A 15,334-nucleotide genomic window follows, 5' to 3' on the forward strand; every position below is an offset into this window, starting at 1 on the left:
TGTAAAGACAATGGTGCACCTTTGGAAGCAAGCCCGGTTGTAGCCTCTGTAAAGTTGCGTAAAAACTTTACAATCGATTTGCTCCTGAAATAAGAGCTGCTTGCGCTTATTCGGTCTGCGCTGGAGGTGCTTTTGTCCTTGAAGCCAGACCTACCAGAATCAGCACCGGCACACCCAGCAGGGCCGTCATGGTGAAGAACTGGCTGTAGCCGTAGGCATCCACAAACCGCCCCGAGAACCCGGCAAGCCATTTAGGGGCCAGCAGCATCATCGAGCTGAACAGCGCGTACTGCGTGGCCGAGTACTGCACATTCGTCAGGCTGCTGAGGTAGGCGATAAAGGCCGCCGAGGCAATGCCACCGGCCAGGTTGTCGGCCGACACCACCCAGATCAAGGCCTGCAGGTCGTGCCCCTGACCGCCCAGCCAGGCAAACAGCAGGTTGGTGGCCGAGCTCAGCGCCGCGCCCAGCATCAGCACCCGCATCACGCCCAGACGCATCGACAGCACGCCGCCAATGAACGCGCCCACCAGGGTCATGACGACCCCGAAGATTTTGGTCACCGCCGCCACCTCGTCTTTGGTGTAGCCCATGTCCACGTAAAACGGATTCGCCATGATGCCCATCACCACATCGCTGATGCGGTACAGGGCGATCAGCGCCAGGATCAGCGCGGCCTGGCCTTTGTAGCGGCGCAGAAAGTCGGCAAACGGCTCGATCAGCACGCTGCGCAACCACTCGGCGGCATTGCGGGCGGCGGGCATCACGATGCGGGCTGGCTCCTTGGACACCAGTACGGTGACCACGCCCACCAGCATGCTGGCGGCCATCACCAGGTAGGCGGTTTGCCATGCGCCTGGCTGGTAGCTGGTGATGCCGACCACCTCTGCCCGCGCGGCAATCCACAGCACCCCGGCGCCGGCCCAGATCATCGCCAGCCGGTAGCCGGTCTGGTAGGCCGCTGCCAGCGCCGCCTGGCGGTCGGTGTTGGCCGACTCGATGCGGAAGGCATCCAGCGCAATGTCTTGCGTGGCCGAGCCAAAGGCCACCGCCAGCGCGCACCAGACCACGCGGTTCAGGTCCACCTGCGGGTCGGTGCTGGCCATGCCTACCAGGCCCAGCATGATGGCCGCCTGCGCCAGCAGCAGCCAACTGCGGCGACGCCCCACCAGCCGGGTCAGCAGGGGGATCGGCAAATGGTCGACCAGTGGGGCCCAGACCCATTTAAAGCCGTACGCCAGCCCCACCCAGCTCAGGTAGCCAATGGTGGTGCGGTCAATCCCCGCCTCGCGCAGCCAAAAGCCCAGCGTGCCCAGCACCAGCAGCAGCGGCAGCCCGGCCGAAAAGCCCAGCGACAGCATGCGCAGCGTGGCCGGTTCCTTGTAGACCTTGAGGGTGTCGATCCAGCGCAGGGGCGGGGCTTGTTCGAGCAGCGGAGTGGAGATTACAGGGATAGCGGGTCGTGGTTGCGTCATACGGGAATAATACGTGCAGACTTAAAGGGGATCTGCAATGGACGCAAAGCGTGGATGGAGGGGCTTGCTGCTGGGGGCTGCGTTGCTTGCGGCCCCGCTGGCGTGGGCGCGTGACGGGGTGGAGGTGGGTGGTAACTCGGCGTTTTCCAAGCTGGTGCCGGCCGAGTCGGTGGAGCAGACTGCCCGCACGCAGTACCAGCAAACCCTGCAGCAGGCCCAGCAGCAGCAGGCGCTGGCCCCGGCCAACCACCCGCAACTGCTGCGTCTGCGCCGGATTGCCGACCGCATCATCCCGTTTGCCGCCGACTGGAACCCGCGCGCCAAAGACTGGCAGTGGCAGGTCAACCTGATCGGTAGCAACCAGATCAACGCCTGGTGCATGCCCGGCGGCAAGATCGCCTTCTACACCGGCATTCTGGACACCCTCAAGCTCAGCGACGACGAGGTGGCCGCGGTGATGGGCCATGAAATCGCCCATGCCCTGCGCGAGCACGCCCGCGAACGCATGGGTAAGTCTATGGCCACCAACGTAGGGGCCAACCTGCTGAGCCAGTTGCTGGGGGCGGGGGACCTGGGCAACACGGTGATTGGCGGCGGCGCGCAGTTGCTGAGCCTGCAGTTCAGCCGCTCTGACGAAACCGAGGCCGACCTGGTCGGCCTGGAGCTGGCGGCCCGCGCTGGTTTCGACCCGCGTGCGGGCATCACCCTGTGGCAAAAAATGGCGGCCCAGAACAAGGGCGCGCCACCCCAGTGGCTCAGCACCCACCCGGCGGGCAGCAACCGTATCGCCGAGATGCAGAAAAACCTGCCTAAAGTGATGCCGCTGTACGAGCGGGCCAAAAAGAGTTAACCGACCGTTTCGTTCACTCCGCGAACGGTATATTGTTACGGGGACCTGTTGTGTGCGCTGTGCAATCGTCTTCTATACAAGTTAACGCCATCATTGCGTATTGTTCATTTTTTCAAAAAGCCTGCGGATATACCAAAACATAAGACGCTGCATTGGATTTTTATTACCGCCGGGCCGCCAGGTTTTAATCATTTTGTTTCTGTAGGCATCGAAGTGCAAACCTTTGGGCGCAAGCCTTACGTCGCCTCGCTTAAGAATAAGCTTTATAGCGTTGGCACAAGCTACTCCTGCGGCAAGTTCAATTCCAATCGCGGTTGAAGGTACTTTCTTCTTGAATAGGTTCACCCCGCGCCTATCCACCAAATAATGCCTTTGCTGCATGGATGGGGATACACCGACAATAAACTTCAGTATCTTGTCCTCAAAAGAATAATCTTCGAAGCAAAAATAATCTTCGAAGCTCATACTCTCAGGTGTAAATGCAAGAAACGCGGTGCCCATACCCATTGGCGCAGCAGTTACTGCAGGAATACCCAGTTCTCTACAGCGCTTGAATACAGCGCGGCGGATATCCAGCGCGAAGATATCCAAACTGTCCATGTAGAGATGTGCGCCATTTAAGAACTCGTCGATATTGTCGGTATTGATGCCGTTAGGCATCAGATGAAGCTTAACGTCGGGATTGATATCGGCCAAATTTTCTGCCATCGTGTCCAGCTTGGGTTTGCCCATGGTCGAGGCAAATGCGCCCGCTTGACGATTCAAGTTAGGCCAATCAAACGTGTCCATATCCGTGATGGTGAACTGTCCGATTCCCAGGCGTGCAAGCGTGATGGCGTGGCTTCCGCCCACGCCCCCTAGACCACCTACGGCGACTCTGGTGCTTTTCAGTTGGGCTTGTTCGGCCTCTGTCACCCAGCCAATATTTCTGGAAAATGCGTTTTCATACAAGAATTTTTCGTCCACAGCTTGTCTCCTACGTTAGCTTTCAAATGTATTGCAATACCAGCAAACAACCTACAAGAAGCACCGCCACTTTTTAGGTTGCATACCGTCAGTAGCCCAAGTTTTCGCTTTTGGCTAAACGCATTTATTGCGGCACGTAGGAGCAAAAAAAAAGCCCGCAGAAGCGGGCTTTTGGAGCAGTAGGCGGTTACTTGGCAGCCGCACGACGGCGCTTGGACACGCCCAGAATTGCCAGACCCAAGCCCAACAAAGCCAGCGAACCAGGTTCTGGAACCTTGTTGATATCGAAGCTGGCGCTGCCATTGTGGTTGGTGCTCAGAGCAAACTGGTCACCTGTCTGTACAAATTGGCTCACTTGCACGTTGGCATCTTGCGTAGATTTGAACGTGATGTCCAGGTTACCGCAGGTGCCTTGGCCAGACCAGATTGAGAAGAAGCTGCTAGGAGCGCACGACGTGTCAGCAGTATGGAACAAGTTCTTCATAATGGTTGTGGCGAGTGGGCTCACATTGGTGAAGTCAACTTTGCCATGCAAGATTGTGCTAACACCGGTAGCGCCACCGTCTGTAATCAAGATGTCCATGAAGTTGATTAAATTTACGCCGTCGGTGGTGTAAAACAAGTCAATTACGCCACCAGGACCATACTGAAACAGGGGCACGCCAGCGTTGACACCCGTCACAGTACCCGTCAAACCGGTTGCACTGAAGCTCAACAGAAAGCCACCAGATTGGCCGTAGCCGTTGTTGCTGTTGTTGCCAAAGACTTCAGCGGGAAGGAAGTTCGTGATCAGGTTGTTGGCGATGCCACCGCCGGCAGCAATACCGCCCACGGTAGATATTGCATCACCTGCATTGATGCTGCCGCTGTTGTTGGTGTCGGTGATGACGGTGTTCGAGTTGTACTTAAATTGGAATTCAGTTTTTTCGGACGTGCAGGTAGTGCATATCTTGCCATTGGTCAGGCCAACGCCACCGAAATCGACACCACTGTCCAAGTAAAAAGGGCCAGCGAAAGCCGAGGTGCCAGCCAGCGCCAAAGCGGCGCAACCTGCTTTTAATGCGAATTTGAATTTCATGAGTTACTCCAGAAGGTTATTGAGCGCCACTTGCAATGTATGTTTGCGCAGTGTAGATAAGCAGGGACTGTGCCATATCATGTAAGCCATTGTTTTTAAAGAATTTATCAAGAAAAATAGATTTTTTCGCGATAGAGATGTAAAAATTTCCGACAACAAGATCCGTATGCGCAAATGCCACCCAGGCCAAGTGTGGGCACGGTCTTATTGGGTTGCCGTGCGCCGATGGTTTGCTACCTAGAATTTATATAAAAAATCCTTGCAGCCTATGTATTACATACACTTTATGCTATAAATAATATAGCAAATGAGGCTGGATAATCCAGTCGGCTCAATTCCCGTGTTCGTCAAAGAAGCTGCTGGTGAACCGCAGGGCGGGGCCCACGGCCTTTTCGGTGGAATGCTGCAACGCCTTCAAGGCTGTGATTCACTGGCGTTGCGGCACGCTGGCGGCGGTCGGGTCGCGGTTGGCCAGCAGGCGGTCCATCGCGAGGGCTACATCGGCGACCGCTTGCTGCAATAGCGGGGCCTGCTTGGCGTGGTTCTGCGTCAGCGGCTCGGGTTTGGTTGCCGAGTTGGCGGCGCATAGCGGTTGCAGTGTGCCGACCAAGGTCTGGCTTTGCGAGGCAAAGTCATTGGCCCTGGCAGGAACCACTGGGCGTCAATCCCGCGTACAGAGCGGACATAGGCCTCAAAAGGCTGGTTGGCGGAGCCGCCTTGGTGGCGGTGGTAAGGGCATCGTCACCGGCTTCGCCAGGCGAGCTTTCGGTGTAGCTCGCGCGCTGGTAAGCATGGCTGAACGACTGTGGGCGCTGGTCGTACAGTCTCCTGTGTTGTTGGGCAAAACGCAATGCACAGCTGTGCAAACCGGTGCAAAAAAGGGGCATGGTGGCCCCTTGGATTGGCTTACAGGCTGGTGTGCCCGTAGCAGGTCTTCAACTGGGTGTAGTCGTAATAGTAGCTACCCGCCGCAAAACGTGCACTGTCGCACGCGGCCTTGAAGTCGGTTTCTTTCTCGTTGTAGAGCATCTTGACCAGCACCGTGCCGCTGCTGTTGGTGACCACGTCCCACTGCATATTGGCTGCCATGGGGGCCACGTAGTCGCCGCGCCAGGGGTTGTTGGCGTAGCTGTACAGGCTGGCCAAGGGCTGTTGCTGCAACACGTTTTTCAGGCCCATCTTGGAGGCGAAGGGGATGACGATTTCGGCATGCGCAAAACGCAGCTTGGCGACATGGCCGAGGTTGCCTTTGGCGATGGCATCGACTTCGGTGAAGAAATCGTCTTCCAGGATTTGCGCCATCTTCCAGGTCACGCTGCCTTTCTCGGTGATGCCGGGGCCCATCTTGTAGAAGTCGGCGGCATCCTGGGTAAAGGCAAAGTACTGGGCCTGTGCCAGCGGCATGTAGCCGGAGAAATCGACGTTGGCCTCGCTCTTCATGGCCGGGGCGATCACGTACAGCTCGTACAGCAGGGAGGCGGCCTCGCCCAGGTTGGTGATGCCGGTTTTGCCGTCGCCCGCCAAAGTGCTGGTGAACTTGCCGTCGTCGCTGGTGTAGGTGAAGCTGCCGGTGTTGGCAAAGCTGTAGGTACCCGCTTCGATCTTGTCCACAAAGGCTTTAGTAAATAGCCGCTCCAGCACTACCCGCCCGGCGGTTTTGGCAGCGGGGTCGGCCATGATGGCGGCTTGCTTGGCGGCCAGGACGCTGTCTTTCAGCCAGGTCTGGATGGCCTGGCTATCTTGGTAGGTCTGGTACAGCGGGTCGGCGGGGTTGGTGACCAGGTCGGTGGCGGCCACCAGTTTGTGGAAGTACAGCAGGAAATGGTTGGTTCCGGCCGGTTGGGCCACCGGCGCTGCCGCTGGGTAGGGCGCGGGTGCTGCAGGGTAGTTCACCAGGCTGGTCAGGTTGGTTTGCGCAGCCAGCAGCGACTTGACGAAGAAGGCCCCGCTGTCTACCGCGCGGTCTACGCCTGAGGTGACCACCACGATCTGGCGAGGGCTGCTGCTGGCGGCGGCACCGGCCTGGGTGAACAGGGCCGCATTGCGGGCCAGCATGCGTTGGGCGAGTTGGGTGTGTTCGGTGATGCCGACCTGGGTTTCATTGCCGTAGCCCGGCTTGCTGATGCCGGCCACGTTGTAGCCGAGCAGAAAGTTGGCCTTCATGATCTTCAGCACATCGGGGCCTAACTGGGCACCAAGGGCCGTCAGCGCACCGTCGTCCGAGGCTTTTTTCCACATGTTGTAGACGGCCAGGTCGTACTTCAGGCTGGACAGGCCGCGCGAGCCGTGGCGCGCCATCAGCTGGGTGTAGACCGTGCTGAAGCCGCTAGGGGGCGCTTCGTAAGTGGCGGCACTTTGCTGCGGGCTGTACGGTGTTTTGGTTTGGTAGTACAGGTTGGGGCTCGCGCTGGGTGCGTCATCGCCACCCCCGCAACCGGCTAGGCTAAGAGCGACGCTGCCCAGAATATAGGCGAGCGGACGTTGGAATGCGGTAAGGTGGACCATGGAGTTGCTGGGGGATAAGGTTGGAGGCCGTAATCTAGTAACCGAGCGTTACAGCGTGATGACTGGGTCAATCAGCGCCAGCAGCGGCCCATACACGTGGGCACCGGCAGCGATGATGGGGTTGCCGTCGTGCAGACCGTTGTGGGCCAGGAAGTCGTTCACCTGGCCCCCTGCTTCCTGCACCAGGACGATGGCTGCCAGGCAGTCCCAGGAGTTGATGTGCGGTTCGTAGTAACCAATAAGCCGGCCCGCAGCCACATACGCCAGCATCAGCGCCCCGGAGCCGTTGCGGATGAACATGCCGCCACCCGATAGCAACCGGTCCAGGAAAGGCACAAAAGCACTCACCGGCACCCGGTGCGAGAAGCCCACGCCCAGCACGCCTTCGGTGATGCTGCTGGCGCTGTGGGCCTGCATCGCCAACTGGTTCACAAACGCGCCCTGGCATGCGCAGGCGTGGAACATCTCGTCGCTGTTCGGGTCAAACACCACGCCGATCACCGGTTTGCCTGCATGCATGACCGCAATGGACAGGCACCAGGCGTGCATGCCGTTGACGAAGCAGGCTGTGCCGTCGATCGGGTCGATCACCCATAGGTAGTCGGCATCGGCGTGGTCGAGTCCGCCTTCTTCGCCCAGAAAGCCGTCATCGGCAAAGCGCGCCAGCACCTTGGCGCGGATGTACAGCTCGGTGTCTTTGTCGGCCGCGCTGACCATGTCCTGCAGTCCCTTGGACTCAATGACCAATTGGTCGCGCTTGCGGAACCATTCGAGCGCCTGTAGCCCAGCCTGGCGGGCGATGGTTTGCGCTAGCGCGTAGCGCGCGGCAATACCTGCGGCGCTCATGTCCGGCCTCCCACGATGCAGATACCGTGTTTCGCAAAACCAATACCGACCGAGGAACCGACTGCCAGTGGCTGCTGCACATCGGTCTGCCGCACAAACAATTCACCCAGTGGCGACTCCACCGCGTACTGCATTTCGGTGCCTAAAAAGGCCGCGTGGCGCACCTGGCCGACCAGGATGTGCTGGCTATTGGCTGGGCTCAGATTCACAGCGTCGGGCCGTACTGCAATGCGGATCTCGCCACGGTAGGCGCGCGGATTCGCCAGTTGTAACGCCAGGCCGCCAACCAGACAGTCGGCGTGGCCGGCGGACACGTGGCCGAGGATTTCGCCGGTGACGCGGTTGGCATCGCAGATGAAGTCGGCCACGAATTCGTCGGCAGGGGTGTCGAAGAGCTCGCGCGGCGTGCCCTGCTGGGCGATGCGCTGCTGGTTCATGACGATGATTTGGTCGGACACGGCCAGGGCCTCTTCCTGGTCGTGGGTGACGTACACGGCGGTCAGTTGCAGGCGCTGCTGGATCTCGCGGATTTCTTCGCGCACCCGGCGGCGCAGCTTGGTGTCCAGATTCGACAGCGGCTCGTCGAGCAGCAGCACCTGGGGTTTCAGCACCAGGGCGCGGGCCACGGCTACGCGCTGTTGCTGTCCGCCCGAGAGTTCGCTGGGCAGGCGCGGACCGTAGTCGTTCAGGCCGACCAAGCGCAGGCCTTCCAGGGCCTGCGCGCGGGCATCGGCCTTGCGGGCACCGCCGACTTCCAGGCCGTAGGCCACGTTTTCCAGCACCGTCATGTGCGGGAATAGCGCGTACGACTGGAACACCATGCTGACATTGCGCTCGATGGCCGACTGCTGGGTGACATCCTGGCCGCCTATAAAGATGCGGCCCTGGCTTACATGCTCCAGGCCCGCAATCAGCCGCAGTGTGGATGTCTTGCCGCAGCCGCTGGGGCCGAGCAGGGTGACTAGCGTGCCTTGCGGAATGCTGAAGGACACATCGTTGACGGCAACGACCTTGCCGTATTGTTTGGTGACGCGTTCGAAGACCAGCGCACCCTGCGTTGTTGCAACACTCATGATTCAACCTTTAAGGAATAGACAGGGGCCGGTGCGGAGCCCTCAACCCGTTCGACGCGGCGCAAACGCCGTTTGCCGACCAAACTTTGTGCCGCCAGCACGATGACCAGCATCACCACGATCAAGGCGCTGGAATAGGCAATGGCGATGCCGTACTGGCCGTTTTCCACCAGCCCGACGATGTAAGCCGTGGCCATGTTGTATTTCGCGCTGACCAGAAACACCACCGCGCTGATCGAGGTGATGGAACGCACAAAGCTGTACACCAACGCTGCGCTCAGGGCCGGGCGCATCAGCGGCAAAATCACCCGCCGGGCGGTGGTGAAGCTGTTGGCGCCCAGCATGGTGGAGGCTTCATCCAGGCTGCGGTCGAGCTGGCTCATGGCCGCCATGCCGCCGCGCAGGCCCACCGGCATGTTGCGGAATACAAAGCACAGCACCAGGATGGCGGCGGTACCGGTCAGTTCGATCGGTGGCATGTTGAAGGCCAGGATGTAGCTGATACCGATGACGGTGCCAGGGATGGCAAAGCTCAGCATGGTGGCGAACTCGAATGCTCCCTTGCCCGCAAAGCGCTGGCGTACCAGCAGCCAGGCGGCCATCAGGCCCAGGGCGGCGGTCAGGGGCGCGGATATCCCGGCAATCATCAGGCTGGTGAACAGCGAGTCCCAGGCGGTACCGATCCAGCGCAGCCCGTGGCCGTCAGATTCGATGCCAAAGGCACTGGTGTAGTGGCGGAGGGTGAAGCTGTTGTCACGGCCCCATTGGTTGACAAAGCCACCGCCCAGAATCATGCCGTACAGCACCAGCGTGAAACCGGTCCATAGCGTGGCGATGACCGCCAGCACGGCAGACAGACGGCGGTCCAACCCGGCGTGCTGGCCATTGTCGGCCTTGCCGGTCACCGTGGTGTAGGACTTGTTGCCCAGCCAGTGGCGCTGCGCCATGAAGGCACTGACCGCGAACACCAGCAGGATCAGGCCCAGCCCGGCGGCGCGACCGCCATCGTTTTGCGCACCGACGATGGCGAAGTAGATTTCGGTGGACAGCACGCCAAAATTGCCGCCCAGCACCATGGGGTTGCCGAAGTCGGCCATGCTCTCGATGAAGGCCACCAGAAAGGCATTCGCCAGGCCGGGCCGCATCAACGGCAGCGAGATGCGCCAGAAGGTGGTCCAGCGCGTGCCGCCCAGGGTTTGCGAGGCTTCTTCTACCGACGGGCTCACGCCTTCAACCACGCCGATCAGCACCATGAAGGCGATAGGCGTGAACGACAGCAGCTGCGCCAGCCAGACACCGTAAAAACCGTACAGGCCGCGCCCGGCGGGCACATCGAAGGCACTCGCCACCCAGGCCGAAACCACACCGCTGCGCCCAAATAGCAGAATCAGTGCCAGGCCGATAACGAACGGTGGCGTGATGATGGGCAGCACTGTCAGCGCTCGCAGAATGCGTTTGAAGCGGAAGCCGGTGCGCGTCACCACCAGGGCAAAAGTCAAGCCCAGCAGGGTGGAACCGGCCGCGGTGCACAGCGCCAGAAACAAGGTGTTCCAGGCCACGCCGCAACCGCGGGCACCACCTACGCAGCCCAGCGACCAGATGCGGCCATCGGCCACACGGGTCCACGCGGCCTGGAGGCTGAAGCCTGCCTCCTGCTCGAACGCACTTGCCAATACCCGCAACACAGGGAACATCACAAACAGCCCCACCAGAGCGGCCAGCATGGCGATCACGCCGCACACGAAGACATCGCCCCGGCAGGCGCCCATCCAGGCCGCACCGTTGCTGAGCACAAACACGGCACTGGCCGTGAACAGCAGTGCACCCCAGCCCAGGCCTGGCAACCCTGTACCGGCAGGGCCCCAGCCCAGGTAGGCCAGCCATACCAGGGCGGCCAGTGCCAGCCCACACACAGCGCCGCCCCGTACACGGCGTTGCCAGGGGGCCAGACTGAGCAGGCCCGCGGCGATGGGCCACAGCACCAGGGGCAGCAGGCCCCAGCGCTGGAACTGCAGCACCTGCCACACTGCGGAGGCGGTGGTGTCGCTGCCGGGCCAACCGGCGGCCAGCCATTCGCCGCCAAAGAAGCCCGTTTCTTGGGCGTGCCAGGGCATCAGCACGCTGGCGACCAGGGCCAGCAACAGCCAGCCACGTAAAGACTTATTCACAAGCCGTATCTCTCTGTTGGGTGGTGTGTCGGGGGCTCAACGGGGCAGCGAGAAGATCTCGTCGTCCCAGCGTTTAAGCAGGCGCTTGCGCACCTCTTCGCTGCCGTATTTGGCAAAGTCGTAGTTGATGGTCTTGATCGATTCCAGGCGCGGTGCCTTGGGTGGGATGCTGGCTGCCTTGTTGGAGGGCACTTGGTACGAACCTGCTTTGACCGCCAGAGATTGCACGTCGGCCCGCAGCGCAAATTCGTAGAAGCGCTTGGCCGTGGCCATGTTCTTGGCACCTTTGACCAGGCTCATGGAGCCGATCTCGTAGCCCGTACCTTCGCAGGGCGAGACGATTTCAACCGGGAAGCCGGCCACGGCTTCCTTTAGCAGATCGTGTTGAAAGGTGATGCCGATAGCGGTTTCACCACGTGCCAGCGCTTTGGCGGGGGCCGAGCCGCTTTTGGTGTATTGGCTGACGTTGTCGTTCATTTTTTTCATGAACGTAAAGGCTTCGTTTTCGCCTTGTAGCTGCACCAGGGTGGCGATGGTGGCGTATGCGGTGCCCGAGGAGTTGGGGTTGGGGATCTGGATCTCGCCCTTCAGGGCCGGATTCAGCAGGTCTTTCCAGCACTGTGGAGGCGCCAGCTTTTTTTGCTTAAGCAGTTCGGGGTTGTAGCCAATGCCAAGCAGACCGGCGTAAATACCGACGGTGCGGTAGCCGGAAATTTCGGCCTGCTTCTGCGCCCAAGGCTGCAGCTTGTCCAGTAAAGGGGATTTATAGACTTCGGTGAAACCGGCGGCGGCCGCTTGCAGGTGCGGGTCGCCGGTGCCTGCCCACCAAATGTCGGTCTTGGGGTTGCTGGCTTCGGCGCGGATCTGGGCAAATATTTCACCGGCGCTTTTGCGCACCATGGAGACCTCCACCTGGGTCTCTTTTTCAAACGCATTGCGCATCAGCTCGCACCAGTCGTTGTCGGCTGCGCAGAGTACGTTAAGGTGGTCGGCCGCCTGGCTCGCCAGCGGCAAGAGCAGCAGGGAAGATAAGACGAGTTGGCGGGTCAGTTGGCGTTGCATGGTTTGTATCCAAAGTAGGTCGCACATTTTTGAAGTGCTTTGCACACGTGTGCAATGTAAGGCGAATAGCGAAAAATGTGATCTAGGGTCTTCCCTGAGAGGGGGTTACGGGCGCAGGGTGGAGCGCTCGACCAGTGCCACGGGGAGCTGCAGCATGCGGCCGGGCATGTCGGGTTCCTGCATGCGCTCGGCCAGGCAGGTGACAGCCGCTTCGGCCAATGCGTCCACGTCCTGGCGCACGGTAGACAGCGCGTAGGCGGACAGGCCCGCCATCGGAATGTCATCGAAGCCGATGACCTGAAAATCCTTGGGCACGTGCAAGCCAAAGTGCCGACGCGCACCATCCACCAAGCCGCAGGCCAGCACGTCGTTGGCGCAAAACACACCGTCAGGCCGGGCCTGTGCATCGGCCAGCAGGGCATGTGCGGCTTCGAATCCGCCGGCATAGGTGGCCGCCGTCGCTTCCATGCGCCGCAACACTACCTCACCGCGCTGCACTGCCGCCGCCAGTGTCTGCACAAAGCCTTCACCGCGCACGCTGGCGCTGTAGGTAGCGGTTGCCGAGCTGAGGAAGACTAGTGTGCGCGCCCCCGTGGCCAGCAGGGCCCGTGCGGCCATCGCACCCCCTTCAAAATGGTCGCTGTTGACCACATCCACGCCCTCCATGTCGGGCGCGCGGTTGATCATGGCCACGGGTACCTGCAGGCGCAAATACTCTTTGGCAAGCTGGATGGGCGGCGTGCCCGATGTCAGGATCACCCCCGCAATCCGGTACTGCAACAGATGCCGCAAGGACTTGGCCAGTTGCGCGGGCTCGCTGGCATCCATCAGCAGCGGGGCCAGTGAGCGCAACGCCAGATGGTGGGTAATAGGCCCGAGCAGGCTTTGCAGAAACGGGTCGTCAAAGCCTTTGACTACCACCCCCACCAAGTTGCTTTGGCGCTGGATCATGCTGCGCGCCAAGATGTTCACCTGGTAACCCAGCGCCTCTGCCGCGCGCTGTACTTTCTCGCGGGTTTGTGGGGACACGCTGGCACCTTCGGTAAAGGTGCGCGAGACCGCCGAGCGGGACACACCCGCTTTGCGCGCGACATCGGCCGCGGTAATCCAACCGGAGGGGTTCTCTGTGGTCATGGCGGAGGGGCGCTTACAGCGTCAGTTCGTATTCCACCGTGATGGGCGCATGGTCAGAGAACTTCACCTCTTTATAGATGTGCTCGCTGCGCGCCAAGGCCGCCAGCACGGGCGTGGCCAAGTGGTAGTCGAGCCGCCAGCCTACGTTGTTAGCGTAGGCTTGGCCACGGTTGCTCCACCAGGTGTAAGCGGTGTCGGTGGTGGTGGGCTGCAGCATGCGGTACACGTCAACCAGGCCCAAGCCTGCGGCTTCGGCGGCTTCAGGGTGGGTCAGCACGTAGGTCATCCAGGCACGTTCTTCGGGTAGGAAACCGCTGTTCTTCTGGTTGCTGCGCCAGTTTTTCAGGTCGATCTGCTGGTGGGCGATGTTCACGTCGCCGCACAGAATGAATTCGCGGGTTTTGCGCAGGCTGGCCAGGTAGGGCCCCATTTCGGCCAGGAAGCGGAACTTGGCCAGTTGCCGGTCTTCCCCCGACGAGCCACTGGGGAAGTAGCAGCTGATGATGGACAGCTTGCGGGTCGGGGTGTCAAAGCGCAGCTCCACGTAGCGACCCTCGGCATCAAATTCGGTGGAGCCGTAGCCAATCACCACATCGCTGGGCGCATGCCGGGTGTACACACCCACACCCGAGTAGCCCTTCTTTTGCGCAAAGTGAAAGTGCCCTTGCAAGCCTGCCAATTGCTCAAACTTGCCCTGCATATCGGCGGCCTGGGCCTTGACTTCCTGGACACAAATACAATCCGGGGCAATCTTGGCAATCCAGGCTTCAACGCCTTTGCTGGTGGCCGAACGGATGCCGTTGAGATTCAGGCTGGTTAATTTGAACAAGGATTTTCCCCATGGTGTTTAGCAATGCGCCCAGTAGCTTAGCGCAGGATTTTGTACAGTTTGCGGTGGAGTCCGGGGTGCTGCGGTTTGGCGAGTTCAAAACCAAGGCTGGGCGCATGAGCCCCTATTTCTTCAATGCCGGGCTGTTTGACGACGGTGCCCGCATGCAGCGTCTGGCCGAATTCTATGCACAGGCTTTGCTCCACAGCGGCATTGAGTTTGACATGATTTTTGGCCCCGCCTACAAGGGCATACCGCTGGCGGCCACGGTGGCGGTCGAGCTGGCGCGGCAGGGCCGCAATCTGCCATTTGCCTACAACCGCAAGGAGGCCAAGGACCACGGCGAAGGCGGTAGCCTGGTAGGCGCGCCGCTGAAGGGCCGGGTGTTGATCGTGGACGACGTGATGTCGGCTGGAACTGCCGCGCGCGAGTCGATTGCTTTGATCCAGGCCGCAGGTGCCACGCCCCACGCCGTGGTGATTGCGCTGGACCGCCAGGAGATGGCCACCGAGGGAGGCCGTGATGTTCCGCACAGTGCAGTGCAATTTGTACGCAAGCAGCTCGGCATGCAAGTCTGCACTATTGCCAAGCTCGCCGACTTGCTGCAATACTTGCAACAAAATGATACAGATGGGCTAGGGGCCCACTACCCACGGGTGCTAGCCTACCGGCAGCGTTACGGAGTTGATGAAGGAACTATGTGATATGTCGGGCTAGGGTTTGGGGCATCAGCGTGCTGTGCAGTGGTCTGCTCAGTGCGGCTTCTGCGCAGGGCATTTTTACCTGCACCGACAGCCGGGGCAAAAAAATCACCTCCGACCGGCCCATCCCCGAATGCATGGACCGCGAGCAAAAAGAGCTCAATGCCAGCGGTACCATCAAACGCAGCTTAGGCCCTACTCTGACCGCCCAAGAGGTCAGCGTCCAGGAAGCCCGGGACAAAAAAGAGGCCGAAGACCGTGCCCGCGTCAATGACGAGCGCCGCCGTAACCGCGCCCTGCTCACCCGCTACCAGAACCAGGCCGCCCACGATGCCGAGCGTGCCAGTGCCCTGACCCAGGTGGATGCCGTCATCCAGACCGCCAACAAGCGCATGGCCGAACTGGCCGAGCAGCGCAAGGCGCTGGACAGCGAATTGGAGTTCTACCAAAACGACCCCAGCAAAGCCCCGGCCTATCTCAAGCGCCGCGTCACCGAGTTCCAGGACAACCTGGTTGCCCAGCAGCGCTTCATCGCCAACCAGCAGCTGGAGAAAAAGCGTGTCAACGACCGCTTCGACGAAGAACTGGCCCGGCTCAAGCCGCTGTGGGCGGGGGTGGTCAACTAGTATTTGCTATTTATTTGATAGC

The 15,334-nt window shown here is 60.5% G+C and carries 14 protein-coding genes; 3 read left to right on the plus strand and 11 right to left on the minus strand.

Going from position 1 to position 15,334, the window contains the following annotated elements; genetic code table 11:
* Window positions 1-106: 106 nt before the first annotated feature.
* Window positions 107-1,474, minus strand: coding sequence for an AmpG family muropeptide MFS transporter (locus tag AC097L_RS02365; RefSeq protein WP_479584506.1), 1,368 nt, complete (start codon window positions 1,472-1,474; stop codon window positions 107-109).
* Between the two features lie 37 nt (window positions 1,475-1,511).
* Between AC097L_RS02365 and AC097L_RS02370 the strand changes: the two genes are divergently transcribed.
* A complete protein-coding gene (locus AC097L_RS02370; protein WP_479584507.1) occupies window positions 1,512-2,324 on the plus strand; it encodes a M48 family metallopeptidase in 813 nt (270 codons plus the stop codon).
* A gap of 90 nt (window positions 2,325-2,414) precedes the next feature.
* On the opposite strand, the gene AC097L_RS02375 is transcribed toward AC097L_RS02370, so the two are convergent.
* The 10 genes from AC097L_RS02375 to AC097L_RS02420 form a co-directional block, all read right to left on the minus strand.
* Complete coding sequence (locus tag AC097L_RS02375) at window positions 2,415-3,290, minus strand: ThiF family adenylyltransferase (RefSeq protein ID WP_479584508.1); 876 nt, start codon at window positions 3,288-3,290, stop codon at window positions 2,415-2,417.
* A gap of 187 nt (window positions 3,291-3,477) precedes the next feature.
* Window positions 3,478-4,368 carry a PEP-CTERM sorting domain-containing protein gene (locus tag AC097L_RS02380; protein WP_479584509.1) on the minus strand — a complete coding sequence of 297 codons (891 nt, stop codon included), beginning with the start codon at window positions 4,366-4,368 and terminating at the stop codon, window positions 3,478-3,480.
* A gap of 427 nt (window positions 4,369-4,795) precedes the next feature.
* Window positions 4,796-5,023 (minus strand): hypothetical protein, encoded by a 228-nt coding sequence (locus tag AC097L_RS02385; RefSeq protein WP_479584510.1) that lies wholly within the window; start codon window positions 5,021-5,023, stop codon window positions 4,796-4,798.
* A 251-nt stretch (window positions 5,024-5,274) separates the two neighbouring features.
* Window positions 5,275-6,873 carry a histidine-type phosphatase gene (locus tag AC097L_RS02390; RefSeq protein WP_479584511.1) on the minus strand — a complete coding sequence of 533 codons (1,599 nt, stop codon included), beginning with the start codon at window positions 6,871-6,873 and terminating at the stop codon, window positions 5,275-5,277.
* 48 nt (window positions 6,874-6,921) lie between these two features.
* The gene (locus tag AC097L_RS02395; RefSeq protein ID WP_479584512.1) at window positions 6,922-7,719 is read right to left on the minus strand and encodes an inositol monophosphatase family protein; all 798 of its coding nucleotides are present in this window, start codon (window positions 7,717-7,719) and stop codon (window positions 6,922-6,924) included.
* On the minus strand, window positions 7,716-8,792 hold the full coding sequence (locus AC097L_RS02400) for an ABC transporter ATP-binding protein (protein ID WP_479584513.1): 1,077 nt from the start codon (window positions 8,790-8,792) through the stop codon (window positions 7,716-7,718). The genes AC097L_RS02395 and AC097L_RS02400 overlap by 4 nt, the downstream gene beginning before the upstream one ends.
* The gene (locus tag AC097L_RS02405) at window positions 8,789-10,960 is read right to left on the minus strand and encodes an ABC transporter permease (RefSeq protein ID WP_479584514.1); all 2,172 of its coding nucleotides are present in this window, start codon (window positions 10,958-10,960) and stop codon (window positions 8,789-8,791) included. The genes AC097L_RS02400 and AC097L_RS02405 overlap by 4 nt, the downstream gene beginning before the upstream one ends.
* Before the next feature lie 36 nt (window positions 10,961-10,996).
* Window positions 10,997-12,022, minus strand: a complete 1,026-nt coding sequence (locus AC097L_RS02410) for an ABC transporter substrate-binding protein (protein WP_479584515.1) — start codon at window positions 12,020-12,022, stop codon at window positions 10,997-10,999.
* Window positions 12,023-12,127: 105 nt separating this feature from the next.
* Window positions 12,128-13,156 (minus strand): LacI family DNA-binding transcriptional regulator, encoded by a 1,029-nt coding sequence (locus AC097L_RS02415; protein ID WP_479584516.1) that lies wholly within the window; start codon window positions 13,154-13,156, stop codon window positions 12,128-12,130.
* A gap of 13 nt (window positions 13,157-13,169) precedes the next feature.
* On the minus strand, window positions 13,170-13,985 hold the full coding sequence (locus AC097L_RS02420) for an exodeoxyribonuclease III (protein WP_479584517.1): 816 nt from the start codon (window positions 13,983-13,985) through the stop codon (window positions 13,170-13,172).
* Window positions 13,986-13,996: 11 nt separating this feature from the next.
* Between AC097L_RS02420 and pyrE the strand changes: the two genes are divergently transcribed.
* Entirely contained in the window at window positions 13,997-14,689 is a 693-nt protein-coding gene (gene pyrE / locus AC097L_RS02425) for an orotate phosphoribosyltransferase (protein ID WP_479584518.1), read from the plus strand.
* Window positions 14,690-14,718: 29 nt separating this feature from the next.
* Window positions 14,719-15,312, plus strand: coding sequence for a DUF4124 domain-containing protein (locus tag AC097L_RS02430; protein ID WP_479584519.1), 594 nt, complete (start codon window positions 14,719-14,721; stop codon window positions 15,310-15,312).
* The last annotated feature ends 22 nt before the right edge of the window (window positions 15,313-15,334 follow it).

This window comes from Rhodoferax sp. RT5P35, from assembly GCF_056521385.1.